Raw genomic sequence first — 23,401 nt, 5'->3', positions numbered from 1 at the left:
CATTAAAATTTAATGTTGATGCCCATGTTGATCGATCTCTGGATTGGATAGTTTCCATTGTACACCTCTGGATCTACCCTATCGTAGGCGGCAAAAGTTACCAGGTTGGTTGCATTTCCAAATACCCGGATACTTTGCAGACCGATTCTTTTGGTTAAGCTATTCGGAATGGTATAACCCAGCTCTACATTTTTTAAGCGGGCGTAATTGCCCGAGTGCTGCCAAAAAGTAGAAGTAGCTTCGTTATTGATGTTTGTACCGATAGATAGGCGCGGCATAGTTGCGGTTGCTGCCGTTTGCGGTGTCCATCTATCCAGGTTTTGCACCCAGGCCTGACCGAAACCGTTGTTCTGGAAGGCCCATTCTGTATTGCCAGATAAATAAATGGTACGGTTTAAGGCACCTTGAATAAGTGCACTGAAATCAAATCCCTTAAACTGGAAACCCAGGTTTAAGCCATAGTAAAAAAGCGGTTTAGTGTTACCGATAACAGTCTGGTCTAATTGGTTGATGATTCCATCTCCGTTTAAATCGCGGTACTTAATATCTCCGGGCTGAGCGGTATAACCTTCCAATTTGGCACTGCTGGCCACTTCTGCTGTACTTTGGAACAAACCATCTGCAAGGTATCCAAATCTTTGTCCAACAGCCTGACCTGTTTTAGCCATCCATGGAAAAGGCTGGTTAACTTCGTTCTGATAAAGTACTTTAGATTGCTGTAAACCACCGGTAGCCGCAATGTAATAACTGAAATCGTTTACGTTCTGTTGATAGTTCAGTTTGAAATCCCAACCGGTATATCTGCTCTGACCGATATTTTCGAGCGGATAACTCTGCCCGATAAGTGCTGAGTTTTTACCTCTCTGCATCAACAAATCGTAATATTTATCGCGATAATATTCTACGGTAAAGCCCAGTTTATTTGCTAAAACAGTAGCCTGTAAGCCCAGGTTAAATTTATTTGCCTTTTCCCAGGTGATGTTCGGATTGGCCAATACCTGCTCAAAAATACTGGTGTTAGAACCTGGTGTTGATCCAAAATAAGTAGATGTTCCATCAAAATACCTTTGGATGTAAACAAAATAGCCAGGGTTATCGTTACCGGTTTTACCATAAGAACCATAAAGTTTTAAGGTATTTAACCAGCTACTTTCTTTCAAAAAGTTTTCTTTGTTGATGTTCCATGCAAGCGCTACGGCCGGAAAAAAGCCATATTTATAATCGCCTGCTGGCGGATAATAATTTGAGCCGTTGTAACCAAAAGCCAGTTCGGCCACATATTTCTCATCGTAATTGTATGCTGCCTTGCCCGAAATACCCTGAACGGTGTAAGGCAGATCGGAACCTGTAAATGAATTATCGTGGTTGGCCAATACAGTAGCACTAATGCCATGTTTGTTAAAATTACGGTCGTAACCCAATGCAAGTTCCTCGTAATCTGAATGGCCCTGATAATTTATACCGGTATAATTATTCTGCGTTCCAATGGTTCCATATTGTGTATAGGCTTTGGTAGCGGTGTTGTAAAAAAACGAAGCAAAAGATTTGTTCCTGAAAGTATTTTCGGATAAGGTTGCATAAATAGAAGCCTTTGCCCTTAACCATAAACCTTTGGTAATTTCATCAAAAGTTCTTTTCAAAAACAGATCGGCAGATACATCACGCTTATAAGTACCAATATAGCCCGAACCTATCGATTGTGCATAAACGTTATTCTGATACGACGAAGTGGTTGCAAAACTTCCGTTCGGGTTATAAATAGGGTATGCGTTAGCTGGTGTAGCATTTATCGAATTGATAATCTGCTGTGAGCCATAGCCAGGATCGTTGGAGTTGATTAAGCGTCCCATTAAATTAATACCGGCAGATAGTTTTTTATTGATCTGTATGTCTACGTTCGAGCGGATCACATAACTTTTATAGGTATTATCGGTATCGTAGGTGTTGATATCGGAATTTCTGAAAAGTCCGTTTTGGTTAACGTGCTCTACGGCAACAAAATACTTTCCAAAATCATTTCCACCGGCTACGTTTAAGGTATAATGGTTAAAGCGCGAGGTTGGTTTGGTGATAAGATCGGCCCAGTTAACATCGGGATGCCCTTGCGGATCGCTACCGGTTTGGTAGGCCTGCAGATCGGCAGCGGTGTAAACCGGGGTTAAACCGTCATTTACCCGGGCTTCATTGTATAAAGTAGCATACTGAAATGCATTTAGGCTCTGTGGAAGTTTAAGCGATTTCTGAAAAGCAGTTTGCGCGGTAAACGAAATGCTCTGTTTGGCCTTAGTTCCTCTTCTGGTGGTAATCAAAATGGCTCCACTGGCACCTTTTACCCCAAGCATGGCTGTAGAAACGGCATCTTTCAGCACGGTGATAGATTCGATCTCTTCCATATTAAAAATGGTTAAAGGCCTTGGTATACCATCTACAATAACCACAGGGTTTTGGCCCCTTAACGACATGGTAATGGCATCGCCACCTAGCGAACCCAGCGAAATTAAGGAAGCTGTTCCATCTGTTCTGCCCTCCGAACCTAAGCGCCCAGAGTTTTGATTGGTATATAAGCCCGATAAACGGCCTGTAATGGCAGCTTTAATGGATGTTTGCGGAGATTTAATCAAATCGTTCGTGTAAACCGCATCAGTAGCCATGGTAGACAGCGATTGTTTAACAGTCTGATCGAAAAGTGCTCTTACCGGTTTTAGCGAAGCTACGCCAGGGTTTTTACTGTTTACCACAATTACACTCTGACCGATTTTAACTTCTGTTTTGAATACCAGTGCATTCAATGCATAAACCTCAATCACATCGCCCGCACCATAGGCCAATTGAACAATGCCATTATTATCGGTAACGCCACTCTTTTTGTTCTTGGTATTAACAAGCTTGGCGCCTACAATGGGCAGTTGATTTTCATCAACAAGGTAAAGGGATAAACCCGTTTGCAGTGTATCAATATTCTGCTTAAAACTTAATGCGTGTTTGGCCTCGGCCGAAGCTTGCGCAGGGATAAGTTTTAGCAACAATAAAAACACAACCGAAAATTTCAGTAGTAATTTTTTTTGCATACTAGGATGGTTAGTTTAAAAAATTTCTGCTCAGGAGAGCAAATGGTTTACTTGGTTATTTGTGGAATATTATTGCTAATGTTTTTCTGGATGTAGGCTGTAGTTAAAAAGGTTTGCTTTTGCTCATATCTATTCTATTTGGTTTTAACAAATTAACCATAAAAAACACGCTCAGTGGAGGGGTAATACGGTAATTAATAGGGGTTAAATTGTTACTTTTTGTTAAATTTCGGCCTTTAACCCCTATTTTCGGATATTTTAAACGTTTATTCTACGTTTATTTTTTTAAGCGTGTTTAAGATCGGCTGATCTATTGCCTTTAAAATTTGCTGATCATTTTTAAGCAGTTCCAAAACTGCCACATCGTTATTGCCTTTTTTCAACCACTCTTTGGGAATGTACAATGTTTGTTGCGGCCCAATTGCCCAGTACTTGCCGAGGTTGTGTCCGTTAACCCAAACCACGCCTTTTCCCCAATCGGTCATATCCAAATAAGTATCGGCAACAGTGTTAATTTTGAAAGTTCCTTTTTGCAATGTTGGTCCGTTTCCTTGTATAGCCGACGGCTTAGTGGTGTAACTGTTTATGTTTTTGAAAGGGAATCCGTACATCGACCAGTTTTTAACTTCAGTACCTGCAAAAGTTACCTGTTCGGTTATGCCTTTTTTGTTCTCTAGCAAGTATTTGCCAAAGTTTACACGGCCCATGTTTTCTACAAAAATATCGAGCTGTACATCGCCTTCTGGCAGGGTTAAGCTCAAAGTGTTCTGGTTCAGTCTGCGGTCTAAAATACCAGCCCTTTTCTGGTTGATGAAAATTATAGCATAATCGCGCAGTTGCTTAAGTTGCAGCTCACCCTGTTTACCGCCTTTAATGGTGGTACGGTAAAGCACGTATCCATAATCCTGTTTAAGATCTTCGAAAGTTAATGGCGTTGCATTTTTTACAGCTTGCGGAAGCATATTGAACAGGGCTACCTGCTCATTCAATTTAAACGGTGCTATGGCCATGCTTGGCTTTGCCGCTGGGATTGCCGGTAAGCTTTGTCCTGCTGGCAGGTGTTTTTCAATCACACTTCTAAACTGTCTGAACTTTTCGGTTGCATTTCCAGCCTCGTTTAAAGGCGCATCGTAATCGTAGCTGCTGGTTTGAGGTTCGTAAGGAGAAATATCTTTATAGTTGGCCCCGTTCATGAAATCGCGTGTGGTACCACCGTGGAACATGTACATGTTGATCGAAATACCCGCTGCCAAAACCGAATCGAGTTTTTTGGTGTACTGCTCTGCCGGCACGGTATGGTGTGCTGTTCCCCACCAATCGAACCAGGCCGGATACCATTCGGCAATAAAATAAGGGCCTTTACCATCATGGTTTTCATTTACCAGCTTTCTAATTTTTGCCGGATTGTCAATCCCGTTTACTGCAGGCAACAAACCAGCCAAATGACCGTCTTTTACATCGGCAGCAGGATCGCAGGTATACAATAAGCCATCAAAACCGGCCTCAATAAACATTTTACGGTTAATATCTAAATAGTTTTTATCGGCAGCGTAAGAGCCATATTCGTTTTCTACCTGAACCATAATGATGTTTCCACCATGGTTAATCTGCAAAGGAGCAAGCTGTTTACCTACTTCGATAATGTATTTTTTATACTCTTCCAGGTATTGTTTTTCGGTGCTCCTTACCACAAGGCCCTTCTCATTCTGCAACCAGTACGGATAGCCACCAAATTCCCATTCGGCACAAACGTAAGGGCTTGGCCTTAATATTACCCACAGTCCTTCCTGCTGTGCAATTTTTACAAATTCGGCGATGTTATTGTTGCCCGAGAAATCGAATTTACCTTTTTGCGGTTCGTGCAGATTCCAGAACACATAGGTGCCTATGGTATTTAAGCCCATGGCCTTGGCCATTTTCATGCGTTCGCGCCAAGCTTCTTTCGGTACCCTGGGGTAATGTAGCTCACCAGAAATAATCTGAAACGGTTTCCCATCCAGTAAAAAGTCCGATTCTCCTAATTTAAATGTGTGCTTAGGGGCCTGTCCAAACGCAGATATGGAGAAGCAAAACACAACCAACCATAGTAAATTCTTTTTCATGTTTTTAAATCTTGTTTTAAGATGATTGGATTTTTTGGGCAAAAAGAACTCCCTTTTGCGCATTTTCGCGCAATTCATCACCTTGGTTTTATATAATATTGGGTTTTTCTCTACTTTTTAAACACGCTCAGATCCCATTGATCAAGCCAGTTTATCGAAATTTTATCGTTCTCAAATTTGATCGGCAACCACAAATAACGACCGTCTATCGCATTTTTAGGTTCCCATTTATCGGCCATAAAAATAAATTCGCCCTTTTTGCCCGGTGCAGGCAGTACGTGGGTACTTTGTCCACCATAGGTTAACTTCGCCCCATCTCCCTGGCACGGGTTGCCCATGTAGGTCCATGGCCCCCAAATAGAACTGGCCTTAAACCACCTTGCAGGGTTGGGCGCCCAACCGGTACAACCTGAACCCACCATGTAATAGGTTCCGTTTTTCTTTAATAAGGCAGGCGCCTCAGTTTGTTGCCCTACGTAAATCCTGATAAATTTTCCGGTATGTCCTAAATAATCGGGCGTTAGTTCGGCTAAATGAAGGGTAAAGTTTTCTTCAGATGAAAAGATGTGGTAGGCTTTGCCATCGTCATCTACAAAAACGGTCATATCCCTTGCCATTTGTCCGCCGGGTAAATCCCTGCAGAAAAATCCATCGCTTTTATTGGCAGGTGTTTCGCAGTTAACCTTGTCCTTATCGGCAGTTCCTGCTGCATAGAAAGGCATTTTACCTGGGTTTGGACGGTAGCTTTTGATAAAAGTATATGGCCCTGCAGGGCGATCGGCTACAGCCACTCCTGATCTTGCTGCTGCATAACCTTTACCCAAAAGCTCGAGGTGGAACCACATCACAAACTTTTTGGTTTTCTTGTTGTACACCACTTTTGGTCTTTCCAAAATGCAGCCTTTTGCAATATCGCTCGTTAAATCATCAGAAACAGGAAGCGCAATTCCTTCATCTTTCCAGTTGTATAAATCTTTTGATGAATAGCAATGTACCCCTACCTGGGCCGTATTGCCTTTTTCGCCTTCTATTTTATGCTCACCAAACCAATAGTAAGTGCCCTTATGTTCAACAATACCACCTCCGTGTGCATTAATGTGAACCCCTTTATCATCTTTCCAGATTTTGCCCGGGGTAAAAGAGGTGTAAGCCTGTTGAGCAGAAATGCTTCCATTTTGCAACAGTATAAAAGCTATAAATCCTATAATAAAACTAGTTCCCTTATTCATGTTTTTGTTTTAACGTTATTAAGACGGTAATTTACTTAAGTTCTTCAATTCTGTAGTTATACTACCCTAAATTTATTTTAAGCTTGCGCTGTGGTCGTTTTCGAAGTTTTCTCCGCTCCATATTTTTTGTGCACTCCACTTCTCTGCGGGGCTGGCCCAAAAAGGATCGCTTTCTGGCAAACCCAATGGCAAGAAGATGTTTGAAGCGATGTACGGACTGCCCTGGTTATTGTAAAAATCGCCAAGATTGGGTTGATCGCCGTATAAGCCGATAGTTAACCAGCCATTTTTATAGGTACTTGGGCTTTCTAATGTTTTTCTGATTACTGCTGTTAAGGCGCAACGTACCTGTGCAGGGCTTAACTGCTTCGGCAAAGCTTTTCTCCAGGCCATATCGGCCAGATGATGAAAGGCTGCACCGCGGTAAATTATAGAACGGCCTGTTGCCGGATACGTGCCATCGGCATTGATTAACCTTTCCTGAATTACAGCGTACCTTTCGTTCCTTTTCTTAATCTTATCGAACATATCTTTGTAGCTGTTCGTTTTGGCACCGATAATATTGGCCAAAGTTGCCAGGTAAGGATGGATGACGTAGCTGTTGTAATAATCAAAAGCGAATGATGTTCCATCTGTATACATGCCATCGCCGGTGTACCATTGCTCCATTTGTTGCAGGGCATAATCTACCCGCATAGGATCCCAACTGTAGCCAAACCTAGCCAAAAAAGCTTCATTCATGGCCGAGAACAGCAGCCAGTTAGAAAAAACAGGTTTAAACCTTCTGGTGGTTACGATAGATTGCATCATCAACTGCTGATCTTTTTTATCCAGGTTTTCCCATAACCAAGGCGCACGCACTAAGGCCAATGCCACATAAGAAGCATCTACCAATTGCTGACCGCCGATATCGAAATTCATAAAATCCTTGGCGTTAGAATCTAAAGCGTTTTTCAAACCTTTTAAAGCCCAGTCACGGTATTGTTTTCTTAAAGCTACCTCTTCGGCACTGCCACCTTCTAATTGTAGCCATGGGGCTATGCCACTTAAAACCCTGCCTAAAACCTCTACATATTGCACTTTAATGCGGTGTTCTTTATTATCGATATGGATAGAGGTAACCTTTGGCATGGCAATCCGTAAGCTATCTTTTGCCAGGTTGTACAAAACAGGCTTTACCATTTTATCCATTTGCTGTAACCAAAACTGCCTGTCGGTTAAAACGGCATTTTTAGTGTTCTTCGCTTTTTTCTGGGCAAAAGATGATCCTCCGACCAGCAGAACCAACAAAGCCATTAGGTAAATATTCTTCAATTTCATTTGTTGTGATATTAGTTTTTGTGTGATAAGTAACGGTACATTTCGGAACCGGCAAGTAAAAATGCACCAACGCCAAAATTTGCTGTCGAGTTGGCATCAACCACCTGCCCGGGAATAGCTTTCTCCCCTATGGGCTGTACGTAACCCAATTTTCCGTTGGCCTGCAATGCCGTTTGACTGAGGTATTGCCAACCTTTTTGTGCTGCTGGCAAATAGGTTTTTTCTTTTAAATAACCATTGTTAATGCCCCAGAGTAAACCATAGGTAAAAAAGGCTGTACCGCTTGTTTCGGGCCCTGGTGCATGATGTGGATCGAGCATGCTCCTTGTCCAATACCCTTCTACCTGCTGACTTTTTACAATTGCCTTAGCCATATTTTTATACTTGGTAAGATATTCATTACGGTGCGGATCGTTAAGGGGTAAATCTTTCAAAACTTTGGCCAGGCCTGCAAATACCCAACCATCGCCCCTTGCCCAAAAGTCTTTTTTGCCATTTACACTTTTATGCTGGGGATAAACATATTTGGCATCGCGGTAGTACAGTTTTTCATCTTTATCGTACATTATGCTGTTGGCATACATAAAATACTCGTACAGTTTATCCGAATACTGTTTATCTCCGGTTAGTTTGTAAAGCTTGGTCATAACAGGCATTACCATATACAAACCATCGGCCCACCACCAGTAATCGTTATTGGGCGTACTCATTTCGTACTGCATTACCTCTTTGGCCCTCGCAATTTTATAGGGTTCGGGTTTAAGGTGATACAGATCGATATACGTTTGGAAACAGATCTGCCAATCGCCAAACAGCACATACTCATCTGTTTCGCCATATTTGTATTTCCATTTGGTTTTATCGGTCGATTTTGCGCCCATCCATTGGTTATACTCGGCCCAATCTTCTGAATATTTACGGTAAGTTTGGTTTTGGGTAAGTGCAAAAAGCTCCATATTACCAGTGTGATAGGCAGCATGGTCCCAAAAAGCACGCACCTGGGCTTTATTGTTGTTTTGCCAATAGGCGTTTGCACGGTTAAGCGCTTCAAGCACATCAGTTTGTTTTTGTGCATGTACCGCAAAATTTGCAAAAAGCAGCAGGGCAATGAGGCTATATAATTTTAAATTCATTACTGTATTGGTTTAATGCCATTTATGGTTGGTATTACCGGTTTAATTGTTCCATCTGCATTGAATTCCATTTTGTCGATGCAAACTTCGCGGTTGTAGCCAGCAGCGCGTCCCATCAAAATGCCTTCTGGCCTTGTAAAACGATGATAAACCATATACCATTCATCTTTTCCATTTATTTTGATTACACTATTGTGCCCGGTTCCGTAAATGCCCTGAGCTGCGTCTTTGGCTAAAATTAAATTGTTTTCGGGAATGGTGATCTTACCCGTGGGCGAATCAGAAAAACCATATCTCACCCGGTAATTTTCGCTTCGGGTATCGTCTTCAGACCACAGGAAATAATATTTGTTGTTTCTGTAAAAAACCTCTGTCCCTTCTCTAAAACCATTATTTGGGGTAATAATTTTAATGCCATTGGTATCTATCGTAACCATATCCTCATTTAAGGGCGCAACTGCCATGTAACCATTGCCCCAGTAGAGGTAGTTTTTATTGGTTTTAGGATCGTTAAATACATCGGGATCAATTTCCTGACCACCTTTAATACCTTTTGGCTTCGTAGAAATCAAAGCATGGCCGCCATCCTTAAACGGGCCAGCTGGGTCATCGGCAACAGCCACGCCTATTTTTTGGGCAGCCGTAAAGTAATAGAAGTATTTATAGGCCCCGTTAATTTTCTGTTCGATAATGGTTGGTGCCCAGGCATTTTTTTTAGCCCAGGATACATCTTTTTCGAGATCCAAGATTTTACCTTCATCTTTCCAGTTAACCAGATCGGTTGAAGAAAAAGTTTTAAAATAAGTTCCGCTCCAATTGGTAAAGCCATCGCTTGTTGGGTAGATATAATATTTAGCGGTTTTATTGGAATACAGTATTTCGGGATCGGCGTAATAACCTTTTAGAACTGGATTATTGGCTACCGCAACGTTTACCGTAAAGGTTTTTGGCTGCTGGCCAGGAATTTTAACCTGTACTTTTACCGGCCCATTAGTAAAATCGAGCTTACCCTTGGGCAAAACTTCAATCTGGTTAAAGGTATTAAACTGCGGATCGAAAGCCTTTAACGCTGTTCCGTAGCTTACTGGCAGGTAAAGTTTCTGGTTCAGGCTATCCAGTACGATATTATGCTGATTGATAGCTTTGTTATTCGCACTTTTCAGCACCGATTCTACCGTATACCATTTGGATAGCAAGCGGTTTAATTCCAGTTGGTTAATGGGCAGAATTGTACCATGCCTAGGGTGAAAATCCATGGTAACCTCTTGGTCTACCACACTAAAGTTTTTGAGATCGCTGCTTCTTGTAAATTGATAGCGGCCTTTCATGTACACATCGTACATCAGTATGTATTGGTTGCTATGGTTCAGCTTAAAAACACCAGCACCCTCTACCGCTTCTTTGGTTTGCTGCAGGTACCGGTCTTCCAGTACATAGCCTCCTGTTAATTGATCAGAAACTGCTTTTTTAATGCCATTGCCATTGCCTTCTGTTTTAAAGAACAAGTTATATTTGCCTTTGTCGTAAATGATATCGCCATCGATACAAGAACCGTTTGTAGGACTAAAAAACAGCTGTTTTGGAGCGGTTTCAAGATCAGTAAAATCGGAATTAGCGTAAGCATAGTAAATTTTATCGGGCTCATCTCCATGCTTCATAGACCAGTACACCATGTATTTTTTGGCAACCGCATCATAAATGGTCTGTGGTGCCCAAACCCTCAAAAGATTACCGTTGTTTGGAAAACGGTTCTGAATATTAACAATGCTGGATTTCCAATTGATCAGATCATTTGATTTAAGCAGAACCATGGCCCTATTCGAATTCCAGCCATTTGCCGAAACCATATCGGTAGCCACCATATAAAATGTTTTCCCATCGGCACCGCGCAATATATGCGGGTCGCGCACACCGCCTGTACTGCTAATTTTTTCGGAAGAAATTACCGGATTGTTGCCGTTCAAAGCTTTATACCGGTAGCCATCTGTACTCACCGCAAAGCGGATGGCTTCTTCTGCCTTCGAATTTCCTGTAAAATAGGTAAAAAGATAAGCCACATTTTCTTTAGCAGCAGCTGTAGCCTGCTTCTTTTGCGCCATAACATCATCTGCTGATACAGCAAACAGCACCATGAACAGCGCGATATGATATTTAATTAAATGAGGTTTCATTGATGTGATAATCTGCTATTTATTATTGGGTTTCCAGTCTAATACCTGTACCGGTGTTGCCGCCTGGTTGGCCCTACCCTCGCCATCTACCTGGGTAACGTGTTGTAGGTATAGACTTAAAATGTTTTTGTTTTTCCACCTTTCGGTATCGTAGCTGGGTTCCCAATCGCCCACGCTGGTTTCGGTTAAATCTTTTATCTTCCAGTTTTCTGAGCCCAGATAATCGTTTATGGCAATTGATGCCCTGTTTCCACGTTCAGCATCTCGGAAAAGCAAACCTGCAGCATAGTGCACTTTGTTTGTCCATACAATAATCTGAGGCCTTGATATAGGAATCTGTTTGGTACCTCCACCGCTTAAACTAAAGGCCGTTTTTCTGAAACCAAGGTTACTCACTTTCCATTCGCTCCCTGTTTTAAAAACCAAATGGTATTGTGGAACTTTTTGGTCAGCATCGCGCCAATAGCCAGCAATAAATACCTTTCCATTGGCATCAGCAAACATAGAGGTTTGATTAATCAGTTCGCTTTTTTGTGGAATTTTAAGTGTGTATTCGGCATTGCCCAACGTAATGGGCAGTACATATTTTTCGCCGGTTGATTTTTGCCAGGTTAAACCGCCATCGGCTGATTTGGCGTAGCATAAGTCGTGGTTGCTGGCCACATCCGGACTTTCGCGCCAAACCCAAGAGAGGTGAATGGTACCGGCCCGATCAACAGCTACCTGCCAGTAGGCATTCCGTTGTCCCTCGCCGTCAATCATTCCATCTTGTATGCGTGTCCATTTCTTTGTTTGGCGGTTATAACGGTTAATCATGAGATTTCCGTTCCCAGAACCGCCATCGCGGTACAAAAACAATAGATCGCCATTGGCAAGTTTATAAAACTCAGGATAGCTTACTTTACTTTCTTTTGCGGCAAGCATTGGTAATTTTTCACCCAACGTTAAAGCGCCAGCCGAAACCGATTTTGCATAGTTTAAATTGTTGTTGTGCAGCCCCCAAACCAAGTGCAGAAAACCATCGCCATCAACCATAATACTGATGGATTTGTGGGCATCGGTTGCGTCTCCTTTGTATGCTGTTTTTTGAGTCTCCCATTTCAACGATCCGGTTTTGCGCTTGGCCAGCACCACATATTGTTCGTTATCGTAAAACGCAGCGTATTGTATATTTTTAAAGGTAACCAATGCATTTTTACGGAAAATAACGGCATTAACGGAATTATTAGACCAGCCATTATTGGCAATGGTACTGAGCTGCGTATCCTGCCCATAGCAGATTAGCTTTACTGCAAACAGTAAAACGGTTAATAAAATAGGCTTGTTGAATTTTAGATGCATTAGATGATTTGGATGCTCAGTTTTTTACATTTGGTAAGGCCGAAGTACCGAAATTTTTAAGCTATGTACAGGGGGCTAAATCATACTTTGCAGGGGGCGTTTTAAGATAAATGCGCTTCAAAGCCCAAATTAGCGTAACTTTTATGTGGTAGCATTAATGTTGTAGTACTTGTGAAAACTTTTCCGGTGCTTCTTGATAAAATCGGAAGGGGTTAATTTAAATAGTTTTTGAAACTGCTCCCTGAAATATTTACTGTCATTTATCCCTACCCTAAACGCTGCTTCGTTAATGTTTAAATTGGTGTTGATTAACAGTTCGGCTGCTTTTCTTAACCTGATAAAACGGATAAAGCCATTTATGGATTGGCCAGAGGTTGTTTTGATCTTTTTATAGAGGTTAGAATGGCTCATGCCCAGATCGGAAGCCAATGTTTTTACATTAAAGCTATCTTCCATCAAGTTTTCCTCAATAATGGTTATGCATTTCTGCAGAAAGCCTTTATCTTCTTGGGATACTTTATGCGTATCGGATTTTAAGGTAATTTCGTTATAAAAATAAGACTGCAAATTGGTGTGGTTTTTAATAATACCATTAATTTTTGCAGTAAAAAGGTCTTTATCAAAAGGCTTACTGATAAAATCGTATGCACCAACCTCTATCCCTTTTAGCTTAACTTCCGGACCAGGATCGCCGGTTAACAAAATTACAGGGATGTGGCTCATGGCCGAATCTTCTTTTATGGCCCTGCACAGTTCGATACCGTTAAGACCATCCATATTTACATCCGAAATGACAATATCAGGCAGGTATTCTTTACATAAACGCAAACCGTCCGAACCGTTTTCGGCCCTGTATATTTTAAAACTATCCTGAAAAATCTGTTTAATGTAATCGATAATCTCGGGATTGTCATCCACAATAAGGATGGAGTGAAGGTCAGAAATCAACAGTTCGAGGTTGCCCACATTGTCAACTTCATTATTTTCTACTTCTTCTTCCTGCGCAATCAGTTCGTTTACGTAAGTGAGTTCATTCTGAAAAACACTGTTATAATGTGGCTGATTTGGCTCTCCGATTGGAATATCGACTAAAAATGTGGTACCCATACCCGGGTTGGCACTGAAAGAAATTTTTCCTTTATGCAGTTCTACAAAGTTTTTGGCCAGATAAAGACCTATTCCAAAACCCATTTTAAGCGATTCGTTGGTCATTACCTTATAAAACTTATCAAAAAGTTTTTCGCCAACATCAGCCGGTATACCCGGACCACTGTCGCGCACCTCAATTTGAACACCTAAACCCGCTGTTTTAACACTAAATTTAACAAAACCGCCTTTAGGTGTAAATTTCATGGCGTTCGAAAGCAGGTTAAACAGCACGATTTCGAGTTTATCTTTATCGGCATAAATGTTCAGTTCTTCTTCTTCGCAATCGAAAACATAATTAATGTGGTTATTTTTGGCCAGATAATTAAAGCACAGGAAAATTTCGTTGGTAAATTTATATAGGTTAATGCTTACAATCTTCAGCATATCGTTCTCACTCTCTGTTTTTCTAAAGAGCAGCAACTGATCTACAAGGCTTAGCAAACGCCGCGAATTCCGGTACACCACATTCAGGTCGTTCTTTTCCTGTCCAGCATCCTTTTTATTCAGGATATCTTTTATCGGATTAACAATCAATGTTAAAGGGGTTCTTAATTCGTGCGAAATATTGGTAAAGAAATTCAGTTTTTTCTCGTTCAGGTCTTTCTCGCGCTCCATTTTAAGGTTGGTAATCTCTACCTCATGCTTTAACCTTCTTTGGCGGTTGCGATAGCTTTGGAAAACATAAAATAGCGATGCGCCAAGCGTAATATAAATGGCATAAGCCCACCAGGTGCGGTACCACGGCGGTAAAATGGTAATAACAACCACTTTTTCGTTGTTGCTCCAGGCACCTTCGGTATCGGTACTTTTAATGTGCAGTTTGTATTCGCCTTCGTTAAGCCTCGAATAATAGGCGGTACTGAGCTTATTTACATAGTTCCAGTCCCTATCCCAACCTTCGAGGTAGTAGGCGTAAGAAATCTGATCTTGAAAAGAAAATTCAATTGCAGCATAATCAACTGATATTACGGCCGAATTGAAAGGAATGGCAATGCGGTCTAAATTTACAACAGAAACGTTTCTGTAGCCCGAATCCTGATCCAATGGAATATTGTTGATCCTAAAATCGGTAAGTACAATTTTAGGTATGCGTTTATTTTTTTTAATGCTATCTGGCGAAAACAGGTTAAAACCTTCAATACCACCAAATAAAAAATCGCCATTGCTCAATTTTAAAGCGGCATTGTAATTAAACTGGTTGCTCTGTAAACCATCACTCGCATAATAGTTTTTAAACGTATTGTTCTTTACATCAAACTTGGATAAACCATTGTAGGTACTGCACCATAAATTGCCCTGTTTATCCTGAAGGATGTTTAAAATAGAGTTGCCCGGCAGGCCATCACTCTGAATGTAGCGCTTTATTTTTTTGCTTTCGGGATTGTAGAGCAATAGTCCCCCACCCTCAGTACCAATCCATATCTGCTGTTTGGCATCTTCGTGGATAGCCCTGATGGGGAAATTGATTTTGGTGTAGCCATGTTTTTTGCCAACTGGATCAATTTTGATCAATGAGGTATAATTTCCGGCCCAAAGCCTGCCTTTCGAATCCTGAAACAGCGTGTGGATATCTTTCAGGCTGTTATCGAAGAGTTCAAATTTATCGAGGCTTTTGTTGTAGCGGTATAAAGCACCGCCTTTGGTGGTACCGGCCCAAATATTCTGTTGCCTATCCTGGTAAAGTTTCCATAGGTTAACTTCATCTAGCCCTTTAACCGTGTTGTAACAGCTGTAGTGTACAAATTTGCCGCTCGTTTTATCATAACGGTCAATCCCACCGCTAAATGTGGCCACCCAGATGTTGCGATCGGCATCGTTTAAAATACTGGTAACAAAGTTACTGGTTAATGAATTGGGGCTAGTGGTTTTGGCATAGTTGGTAAAAGTATTCTGTTTGCGGTTCCAAACACTTAAGCCACCGCCGTCGGTTCCGATCCAGATATTCTTATTTTCATCTTCACTAAAAGAAAGCACGAAGTTGTTAATCAGCGAATTACTCTTTAAAGGATCATGTTTAATGGTTTTAAACTGGTCGTTCTGCTGGTCGATTATATTTATCCCACCCCGTAAGGTAGCAATCCATTTCCGCGATTCGTTATCTTCATATACCTGTGCCACAGAATTACTGCTGAGCACTCCTTTTTCTTTACCTGCAGATAAATAACTGGTTTTCTGAGTTTTGGTATCATAAAGGGTAATACCACCGCCATCTGTAGCTATCCAAAGTTTCTGCTGCTTATCAAGCAATAGGTTCATAATATTCTCGTTGGCCAGTTGCTGACCAAATTTGGTTAACTTTCCAGTCAGTTGATCAAACTGAAAAAGCCCCCTTTCTGTTCCTATCCACAAAGTTTGATTGGCACCTGCCGCAATGCTTGTTGCAGAATGCAGCCCTGCAGTAACCAGTGAAATTAAGTTTTTAGCAGCATTGTACCGGCAAAGGCCAACATCTTTTATAAAAAGCCATAGGGTTTGCTTATCATCGATGCATAAAGCTTTAACGGTAAAATTGAGGTTTTTTCCAAAAGCAATACGGGTGGCCTCCTTACTGTTGTTTTTTAGCAAAAAAAGCCCTTTTTCATCCGTTGCAATATATACTGATAAATCAGATCCTGTTGCGATTGACGTAATGGGGAAACTTACTTCACTTTTTTTGCCTGCTTCTCCATAAAATAAGCGGTGAAATTTCGAATCGGCATAGTCGTAGTAAGAAATTCCTTTTTGTGTACCTACCCATATCCTGTTTTTCTTATCTCCGTTAAGTACAGTAATGTGGTTGTTTATTAACGAATTTTCATCGCCCCAGCCATTTCTAAAAACCTTAAAATGGTAGCCATCGTAGCGGTTCAGCCCATCGTAGGTTCCCATCCACATAAAGCCAAAACGATCAAGGTATAAGGAGTTTACCACGTTGTTAGACAGGCCGTTTTCTACCCCCAAATACTTAATGGTTACAGCAGGTGTTTGAGCTAGACAAATACTTATGCCCATCCACATGAAGAGTATGAAACATGCAGTAATTTTACGAATAAGGAGCATAGAAATTCCGTACCGGGATATACTTGGTATGAAACGAATATACATATTTTCCTAAAAACCCAAGTATATACCGCTGTTTTAGCCTGTATGTTAATCCTTACAGGGCCTACTTACATCCGGTATTTGCGCTAAATCCCTGCCTTTACTGCCTTTTTCTTTTGTGCAGCAATTTTGAGTATTTCATCGTAAGATACAACCCCAGCATAGGCAGCCCATTTCTGGTAAGCTGTGGTTAATTCGGTAACTTTTTGAGGCATTGCTGCTGCCAGATCGTGCAGCTCGGAACGGTCTTTATTTAAATCGTATAACTCCCATTTGGTTGGCCGGCCTGAGCCGTACTCAGTAACCAGTTTAAAATTGCCCAAGCGAACTGCAGCATTTCCTTCGTGCTCCCAAAAAATGGGCTCAGTATGAATGGGAATTTCTTTACCAGAAATAACCGGCCACAAACTTTTGCCTTGCAAGGGTGTAATGGTATTGCCTTTATAACTGGTAGGATACTTGGCCTTACTCACATCTACAATGGTGGCCATGATATCGGGTAAGAAGCCATACTGATCGGTAAATTTTCCAAGCTTGACCTGCGGTATGGCTTTAGGCCAGTGTACAATTAAAGGAGTACTAATGCCCCCCTCATTAATCCAGTGCTTAAATTTTTTAAAAGGGGTATTGGAGGCATTTGCCCACGATTGTCCGTAGCTGAGCAGGTAGCCCAGTTTTGTACCCAGGTTTTGTGGAAGGCCGCCGCCCAGTTCTCCACCTTCGGCACAGGCCCCATTATCGGATAGGAAAAAGATGAGTGTATTATCCAGCTCGCCAGAAGCCTCCAACTGCTTAATTACACGGCCAATGTTCTGGTCCATGCGGTCGATCTGTGCGGCATATAGGGCCATCCGGTGATCCATTTCATCTTGCTTAGCCGGCGATAACTGATCCCAATCGGCACCATCTGCTGCACTGAGCAGTGCATTGCTTTTAATTACGCCCAATGCTTTCATCTTTTCGTAACGGGCCTGCCGAAGTGCTTTCCACCCTTTTTGGTATTGGTGGCGGTATTTTTTCACGTCATTCTCTAAAGCATTTAATGGCCAGTGCGGACTGGTATAGGCCAAATACATAAAAAAAGGCGACTTATTTTCTTTTTTGTTTTCATCCAGAAATTTAACTGCATAATCTGTAATGGCATCAGTAAGATAAAAATTATCACCTGTTGGTTGAATTTTATCGTTCATGAGCATTAACCCACGACCGCCCGAAGGGTTGAAATAATTGGTTGCACCAGCGAGTAAGCCATAATATTTATCGAACCCACGTTGTAGCGGCCAACGCTGCTCGCCATGATAACCAACATGCCATTTACCACTCATTAAAGTTTGGTAGCCTTTCGATTTTAAAACTTCGGCAATGGTTACACATTTATTATTTAAGCTGCCCTGATAACCTGGCAGGTTGTAATTAAAGCTGGTACTATCTTCAGGATCGTTGGACATGTGCCCTATACCTGCCTGATGTGGGTACAAACCGGTAAGCAAAGCAGCACGTGTAGGGCAACAGCGTGCATTGTTATAAAACTGCCTAAACCGAATGCCATTTGCGGCAAGCTTATCCAAATTGGGGGTTGCAATTTCACTGCCGTAGCAGCCAATATCCGCATAGCCCATATCATCGGCCATAATCAGCAGAATATTAGGAGACTTTACTTTTTGAGCAGGTTTTGGTAAAGTGCCGCTGAAAAAAAGTAGCAAAGCAGCACAACTTAAAATAGATATACGTTTATTCATAGCTAAAGGTGATGGTAAAACCATAGGTAGGGGTTAACCGTTATTCCAATCTAAACATAAGGTTTTATTATCCGCGATAGCGTAACACATTAATTACCCTATCTAAATAAAAAACAGAAGCCCAATTAATATTGAGCTTCTACTTGAGTTAACACCTCAAATCGACGTCATGAACGGGTTCGAACCGCTGTAAAAGGTTTTGCAGACCTCTGCCTAACCACTCGGCCACATGACTATTTATGGTCAAAAGCTTTAAAACGCTTTCAACAATACAAATGTATATAATTTCTATAGAATTACTATGCTTTATTTAAATAATTTTATTCTGCTTATATAAGGAAATAGATTAATCGATATTTATGGGAAGTTCTACGAAAAATATAACGCCCTTAGTTTTCCTTTCGAACCAAAGTTTACCATTGTGGGCAGCAATAATCTGTTTAGATATTGCCAAACCCAATCCGAAGGGCTGCTCCCCCCCTGTACCGGCACGTTTCGCATCGCTGAACATTTCGAAAATTTTATCTTCAATTTCAACTGGTATACCAATGCCTTCGTCGGCCACTCCAACACGCACCTGGTTGCCATATTGTTCTATTGTTACTTTAATGGTAGTGTTGTTTGGACTAAACTTAATGGCATTTGCAATTAAATTGCTCATTACACGCCAAAGTTTTTCGCCACTGGCAAAAACAACAATGGGTTTAAAATCGGTAAGTATCTGTTGTGCTTTGGCATCGGCACTGCTTTTTAACAGGGCTACACAGTGCCGCAGCAATTCTGCTAAATTAACCGGAATTTTATCCAGCGTTTCGGTTCTAAACTGTGCCTGCAGCAGCTCGTTAACCAATACAAGCGAATCTTTACTCGAATCTTTAATGACTTTAAGCATTTCCAAATCATCTTCCGACCTGTGATCATCACTGATCATTAACCCACTTAATGCATGTATACCTGCAATGGGACTGCGGAGATCGTGAGCTACAATTTTGAGTATATTGGTATTATCTGCCTGACTTTGCTCTAAAGCGTTAAGTGCTATTTTCATTTTATCATTTTGGTCAATTACCTTTTCGTTAAGCTTTTTGGTATGCTTAAGGTTTTGCCTGATAACCATTGTAATGGCGATAGCCAGCACGCAAGCTATGGTAATAACAACGAGTAGCATAACCTGATACTTTGAGCGGACCACTAAGGCATCAACCTCATGTTCTTTGCGGGCATAATCTAAGTAATCAATACTTAACAGGTTATTTACTTTTTCTTGCTCTTCTCTTAATAAAACGAGTTTGCGGCCATAAATGCCTGCTGAAACGGTATCCTTTTTAAGGAGATAAAAATCGAATATTTTTTTTGATACATTTTGACTGTAAACTTGAAAATCATTTTTATCGGCAATAGCTAATGCTCTTTGATAATAATTTAAGGCTAAAGCTGGGTCATTTACAACAAACTTATCGCCCATATCGATCAGCATACCGATTGAACCGTAATAAAACTTTTTATGGATTGAGCTATCTATGGTTTGGTTAACTAATGCCAAACCGGCTTTAACCTGTCCGTTAACGATAAGTTCGTCGGCTACAAGCTTATCCATTGCTAAAATCATTCTCTCATCATTGTATTTTAAAGCAATGTTTTTTGCTCTGGACATGTATTTAACCCGATCTTGATTTTTTAGCTTTTGCGGAAAATATAAGAGGTAATTAAAGTAGACGAGCGACATAATAGAATCTTGTTTTAATTCTTTTCCGGCCCGTACCGCCCTATCGAACCACTTGAGTGCCCGATGGTTTTTGCCTGTTTCTTTATAGGCAATGGCAATATTCATTATGGCTTGAACACTGTTACCCTGATCTTCAATACTTGTGTACATGTTGTAAGCCTCGTTAAAATAACGGAGAGAAAGCTGCACGTCGCCCTTGATGCCAAAAAAAATACCCAGGTTATTGAGGGCATCTGCTTTTCCTTTGGTATAATTATGCCTATTGGCAATTTCGCGGGCTTTCCGGCCAAAGTAAAAGGTGCTATCGATATTATACTCGTACATGAGTATGGCCAATCGGTTCAATGCATTTACATAACTAAGGCTATCGGTAGTACCTTTTAATGATTCCTTAATTTTGCCTATTTCTCGAAATTGACCATAACCAATGAAACTCAAACAAAGCAGCAGCGGTAAAAACAGTACAATTTTTCTTATCATAACTTTAATTAAAACAGGGAGTGATTTAATTATTGTAATTATAAGGATATTTTGGATTGACAAAGTTATGCTATCTAAGCCATACCTAAGCTTTTATTAGCATTCTGCCAATATTCTCATTTATTAACATCCGAATGCCCCAAATGCATGCTAGGGTTTACCTCATCGCGGATAAGCTGTTTCAACTCTTTAATTTCGGGAAAACGCTGCATCTGTTTTCTATCGAAAATTAATTTTTCATCCACTTTTATGGTGAAAACCCCTGCTGTTTCGCTAGGCAATAAAGCTACACCCTTTATCTCTTCGGTAAATGTAGTCAAAATCTCTTGGGCCATGTAGGCGGAGCGCAGCATCCAGCCACATTTTGGGCAATAGGTTATGTTTATCAGTGGTTTTTCCATTGTAATTTTTTACAAGGGTACAAAAAACAATATAAACATTAAAGTGGTACGTTCAGTTTAAACGGGCTAGTCATTTCCTGAATATCCATTTACATATATTGTATAGCCGGAACTATTAGCCGGTGTGAAAGATATATAATTTATCGATATAATATCGCTTGGATACTCTATGATATCTGAAGATTCAACGTAGGTAGTGCCGGCACTTAATTGCATGAAACAACTATCTGTGGGAGATTCAAAATTAGAATTATTTCGTACAGTAAATTCTACCACTACACCCAGGTCATTAGCAATCGCACCATCATCTGCAGTTAATAGCAGCCTTCTACCTGTTTGGTAAATGCTAAAGTTTTTAGAGAAAGAACATGATCCTTTTTCTGTAATTACTCCATATGGATTAATCCGAATCCATATTTTTTGTCCAAATTCAGAATAACTGATATATGAATAATCTATATTGATGATATGGTATGCACCCGAATATTGCACGTAAAGTGTATCACCAATATTAACATATCCAAAGGCATTTGTAGTAAATAGGGCAAAATATTCATCTCCGTTTGGCTCTATTGTGCAGGCATCTACTGGCGAAGAATAATTTGCATAAGCATTTGAATCCAGAAGATAATAATTTGGTTCGATACCTATAGGGATTTCTGTAAAAACATCATCCATCCATTTGCAAACTCTGTTACCAGCAAGGATAAATACAGGTTTGCGGGGATAACCATTACCATCTAACGAAGGATATTTTTGAGCAGACATACCTTTGATATCAGACATCCATGATGGTATACTTAAAGTTTTTTCTACATTCCCAGTCCCATTATTTACATGAACCCTTAAATACCCTCCAAAAACAGATATTAATTTTTTAAAGCCTGTACCAACATTAAACGGCACCCACAAAAAAGCAAATGGCGAATAAGGTTCAGATCCTGCATTTTGAATCCTAAAGGTATCTGTTTGACCACTATCAAATCGATAAGATCTATAATAAAAGTTAAAATTACCACTTTGAGCTGTTACATAGTTAGCTCTTAGAGTTCCTATGTCGGTATACTGTATAAACATATCGTCATAGCCCGAAAAATCATAATTACCATTGGGGAAATTATTGGTAAAGGTTAAGCCACCATTGTTTAAATTAGCAGTTCCAATGGTTACAGGTTTATTACTTCCAGAAGAAATTAACCTACAAGAAACTAAAGACTGTAAACCGGAAGCAGCTGAAAATACTTGACCTGACACATGTACCGGCTCATCGAAGCCTGTTGTATTTTCAGTAGTTGCGCAGTTAATTATGGTTGTTAAAAAATTATTTCCAGGAGTACCAACTGCACTACAATAAACAACTCTTTTATTACCAGAATCAGCTATCATTAAATAGTTATTTACAATATCCAATCCAAGAGGACTATTCAGCTGATAATCTCCTGCTCCTGCATTTCCATTACCGGCAATTACAACGCCTTTCCCGCCAGCGATGGGATACCTAATCACACGATGTTTATCTTTTTCGGATATAAATATGTACTGCTCATTATTACAGATCATAAAGGCACTGCTATCGGGCACGCTTATATTAGTATATACAGGTTTGGCTATAAGTTCATTTTTTAAAACCAGTTTTTGATCAGTAGGAATATCATATATTTCAATCAATAATGAGACCTGTTCTCTTGTGAGGCTTTTATTACTATTTGGTATACTCTGGTTTGGTTTTAAAACAAACACATTTGCACCGATGGCATCCAGCAAATTATTTCCCGAAACAGTTTGATTGCCAGCTAAACTATTCCAACTCATATCCCCTGCCTTAAAACGTTAATTTCTTCCTCTAACCGCTTAACATCTTCTTCTAAATTGGCTACTTTGGCCACCAGAACCTGTGTGTAACTTAGTGAAAGAAACCCGTTGTTATTATGTTTAATGGCATGTGGCATTAGGGGCTCTACATCTTGTGCATAGTAACCGGTTTCTAACTGGTCATTTTTGAAATAGGAATATGCCTTTATATTTCGGGCATCAAATACTTCATTTGTTTCTGTTTTTAATCTTTTATCTGAAGTATCATAAAAACCACCAGATGCATTTATAAATCCATTAACTGTTAATTTATTATTTGTAATGTGCAGGGTATCCTGACCACTTCCTGTTCTGAATACAAAGCCTCGATTCACACTTGTCATTCTAAAATACATATTATAATCATTGGACCCATCGCCAGAAAGGTTACCACCATAAGTATTGGTATCTCCCATCCAAATTGAATAAGCTCCAGCAGAACCACTTTCCCAAAAGCCTATTCCGTTTCCATTACCAGCTGCAATATTAACACCATTTCCATTTAGTTTAGTGTTTGCGACGTTTCAAAATAGTGCACAAACAATATCATGTGCCTGATAGGTCATAAAACAGAACAGTATTACCGTTTAATATGCTGACGACTAATATT

At 40.5% G+C, this 23,401-nt stretch carries 13 protein-coding genes and 1 tRNA gene; all 14 read right to left on the bottom strand.

The features are described 5' to 3' along the window. Positions 1 to 2 precede the first annotated feature (2 nt). Positions 3 to 3,068 (bottom strand): SusC/RagA family TonB-linked outer membrane protein, encoded by a 3,066-nt coding sequence (locus tag ACS5PU_RS18285; protein WP_439460604.1) that lies wholly within the window; start codon positions 3,066 to 3,068, stop codon positions 3 to 5. Between the two features lie 266 nt (positions 3,069 to 3,334). Further along, positions 3,335 to 5,170 carry a beta-galactosidase gene (locus ACS5PU_RS18280; protein ID WP_439460603.1) on the bottom strand — a complete coding sequence of 612 codons (1,836 nt, stop codon included), beginning with the start codon at positions 5,168 to 5,170 and terminating at the stop codon, positions 3,335 to 3,337. Between the two features lie 110 nt (positions 5,171 to 5,280). Continuing rightward, complete coding sequence (locus tag ACS5PU_RS18275; protein ID WP_439460602.1) at positions 5,281 to 6,399, bottom strand: glycoside hydrolase family 43 protein; 1,119 nt, start codon at positions 6,397 to 6,399, stop codon at positions 5,281 to 5,283. Between the two features lie 72 nt (positions 6,400 to 6,471). Then, entirely contained in the window at positions 6,472 to 7,719 is a 1,248-nt protein-coding gene (locus ACS5PU_RS18270) for a DUF2264 domain-containing protein (RefSeq protein WP_439460601.1), read from the bottom strand. An 11-nt stretch (positions 7,720 to 7,730) separates the two neighbouring features. After that, the gene (locus ACS5PU_RS18265) at positions 7,731 to 8,852 is read right to left on the bottom strand and encodes a glycoside hydrolase family 88/105 protein (protein ID WP_439460600.1); all 1,122 of its coding nucleotides are present in this window, start codon (positions 8,850 to 8,852) and stop codon (positions 7,731 to 7,733) included. Next, positions 8,852 to 11,023, bottom strand: coding sequence for a family 43 glycosylhydrolase (locus ACS5PU_RS18260; RefSeq protein WP_439460599.1), 2,172 nt, complete (start codon positions 11,021 to 11,023; stop codon positions 8,852 to 8,854). Before ACS5PU_RS18260 ends, ACS5PU_RS18265 begins: the two co-directional genes overlap by 1 nt. 15 nt (positions 11,024 to 11,038) lie before the next feature. Continuing rightward, the gene (locus tag ACS5PU_RS18255) at positions 11,039 to 12,364 is read right to left on the bottom strand and encodes a BNR repeat-containing protein (protein ID WP_439460598.1); all 1,326 of its coding nucleotides are present in this window, start codon (positions 12,362 to 12,364) and stop codon (positions 11,039 to 11,041) included. Between the two features lie 141 nt (positions 12,365 to 12,505). Then, the gene (locus tag ACS5PU_RS18250; protein WP_439460597.1) at positions 12,506 to 16,504 is read right to left on the bottom strand and encodes a two-component regulator propeller domain-containing protein; all 3,999 of its coding nucleotides are present in this window, start codon (positions 16,502 to 16,504) and stop codon (positions 12,506 to 12,508) included. Positions 16,505 to 16,680: 176 nt separating this feature from the next. Continuing rightward, complete coding sequence (locus ACS5PU_RS18245) at positions 16,681 to 18,333, bottom strand: arylsulfatase (RefSeq protein ID WP_439460596.1); 1,653 nt, start codon at positions 18,331 to 18,333, stop codon at positions 16,681 to 16,683. A 164-nt stretch (positions 18,334 to 18,497) separates the two neighbouring features. Continuing rightward, positions 18,498 to 18,568, bottom strand: a tRNA-Cys gene (locus tag ACS5PU_RS18240). A 111-nt stretch (positions 18,569 to 18,679) separates the two neighbouring features. Next, complete coding sequence (locus ACS5PU_RS18235) at positions 18,680 to 20,539, bottom strand: ATP-binding protein (RefSeq protein WP_439460595.1); 1,860 nt, start codon at positions 20,537 to 20,539, stop codon at positions 18,680 to 18,682. 116 nt (positions 20,540 to 20,655) lie between these two features. Continuing rightward, the gene (locus tag ACS5PU_RS18230) at positions 20,656 to 20,940 is read right to left on the bottom strand and encodes a SelT/SelW/SelH family protein (RefSeq protein ID WP_439460594.1); all 285 of its coding nucleotides are present in this window, start codon (positions 20,938 to 20,940) and stop codon (positions 20,656 to 20,658) included. A 66-nt stretch (positions 20,941 to 21,006) separates the two neighbouring features. Further along, positions 21,007 to 22,752, bottom strand: coding sequence for a hypothetical protein (locus ACS5PU_RS18225; protein WP_439460593.1), 1,746 nt, complete (start codon positions 22,750 to 22,752; stop codon positions 21,007 to 21,009). Further along, positions 22,749 to 23,207 (bottom strand): hypothetical protein, encoded by a 459-nt coding sequence (locus tag ACS5PU_RS18220; protein WP_439460592.1) that lies wholly within the window; start codon positions 23,205 to 23,207, stop codon positions 22,749 to 22,751. The genes ACS5PU_RS18225 and ACS5PU_RS18220 overlap by 4 nt, the downstream gene beginning before the upstream one ends. Positions 23,208 to 23,401: the final 194 nt, after the last annotated feature.

It is taken from the genome of Pedobacter sp. GSP4, from assembly GCF_051857575.1.
Classification (GTDB): Bacteria; Bacteroidota; Bacteroidia; order Sphingobacteriales; family Sphingobacteriaceae; genus Pedobacter.
This window is presented reverse-complemented; position numbering and strand designations above follow the sequence as displayed.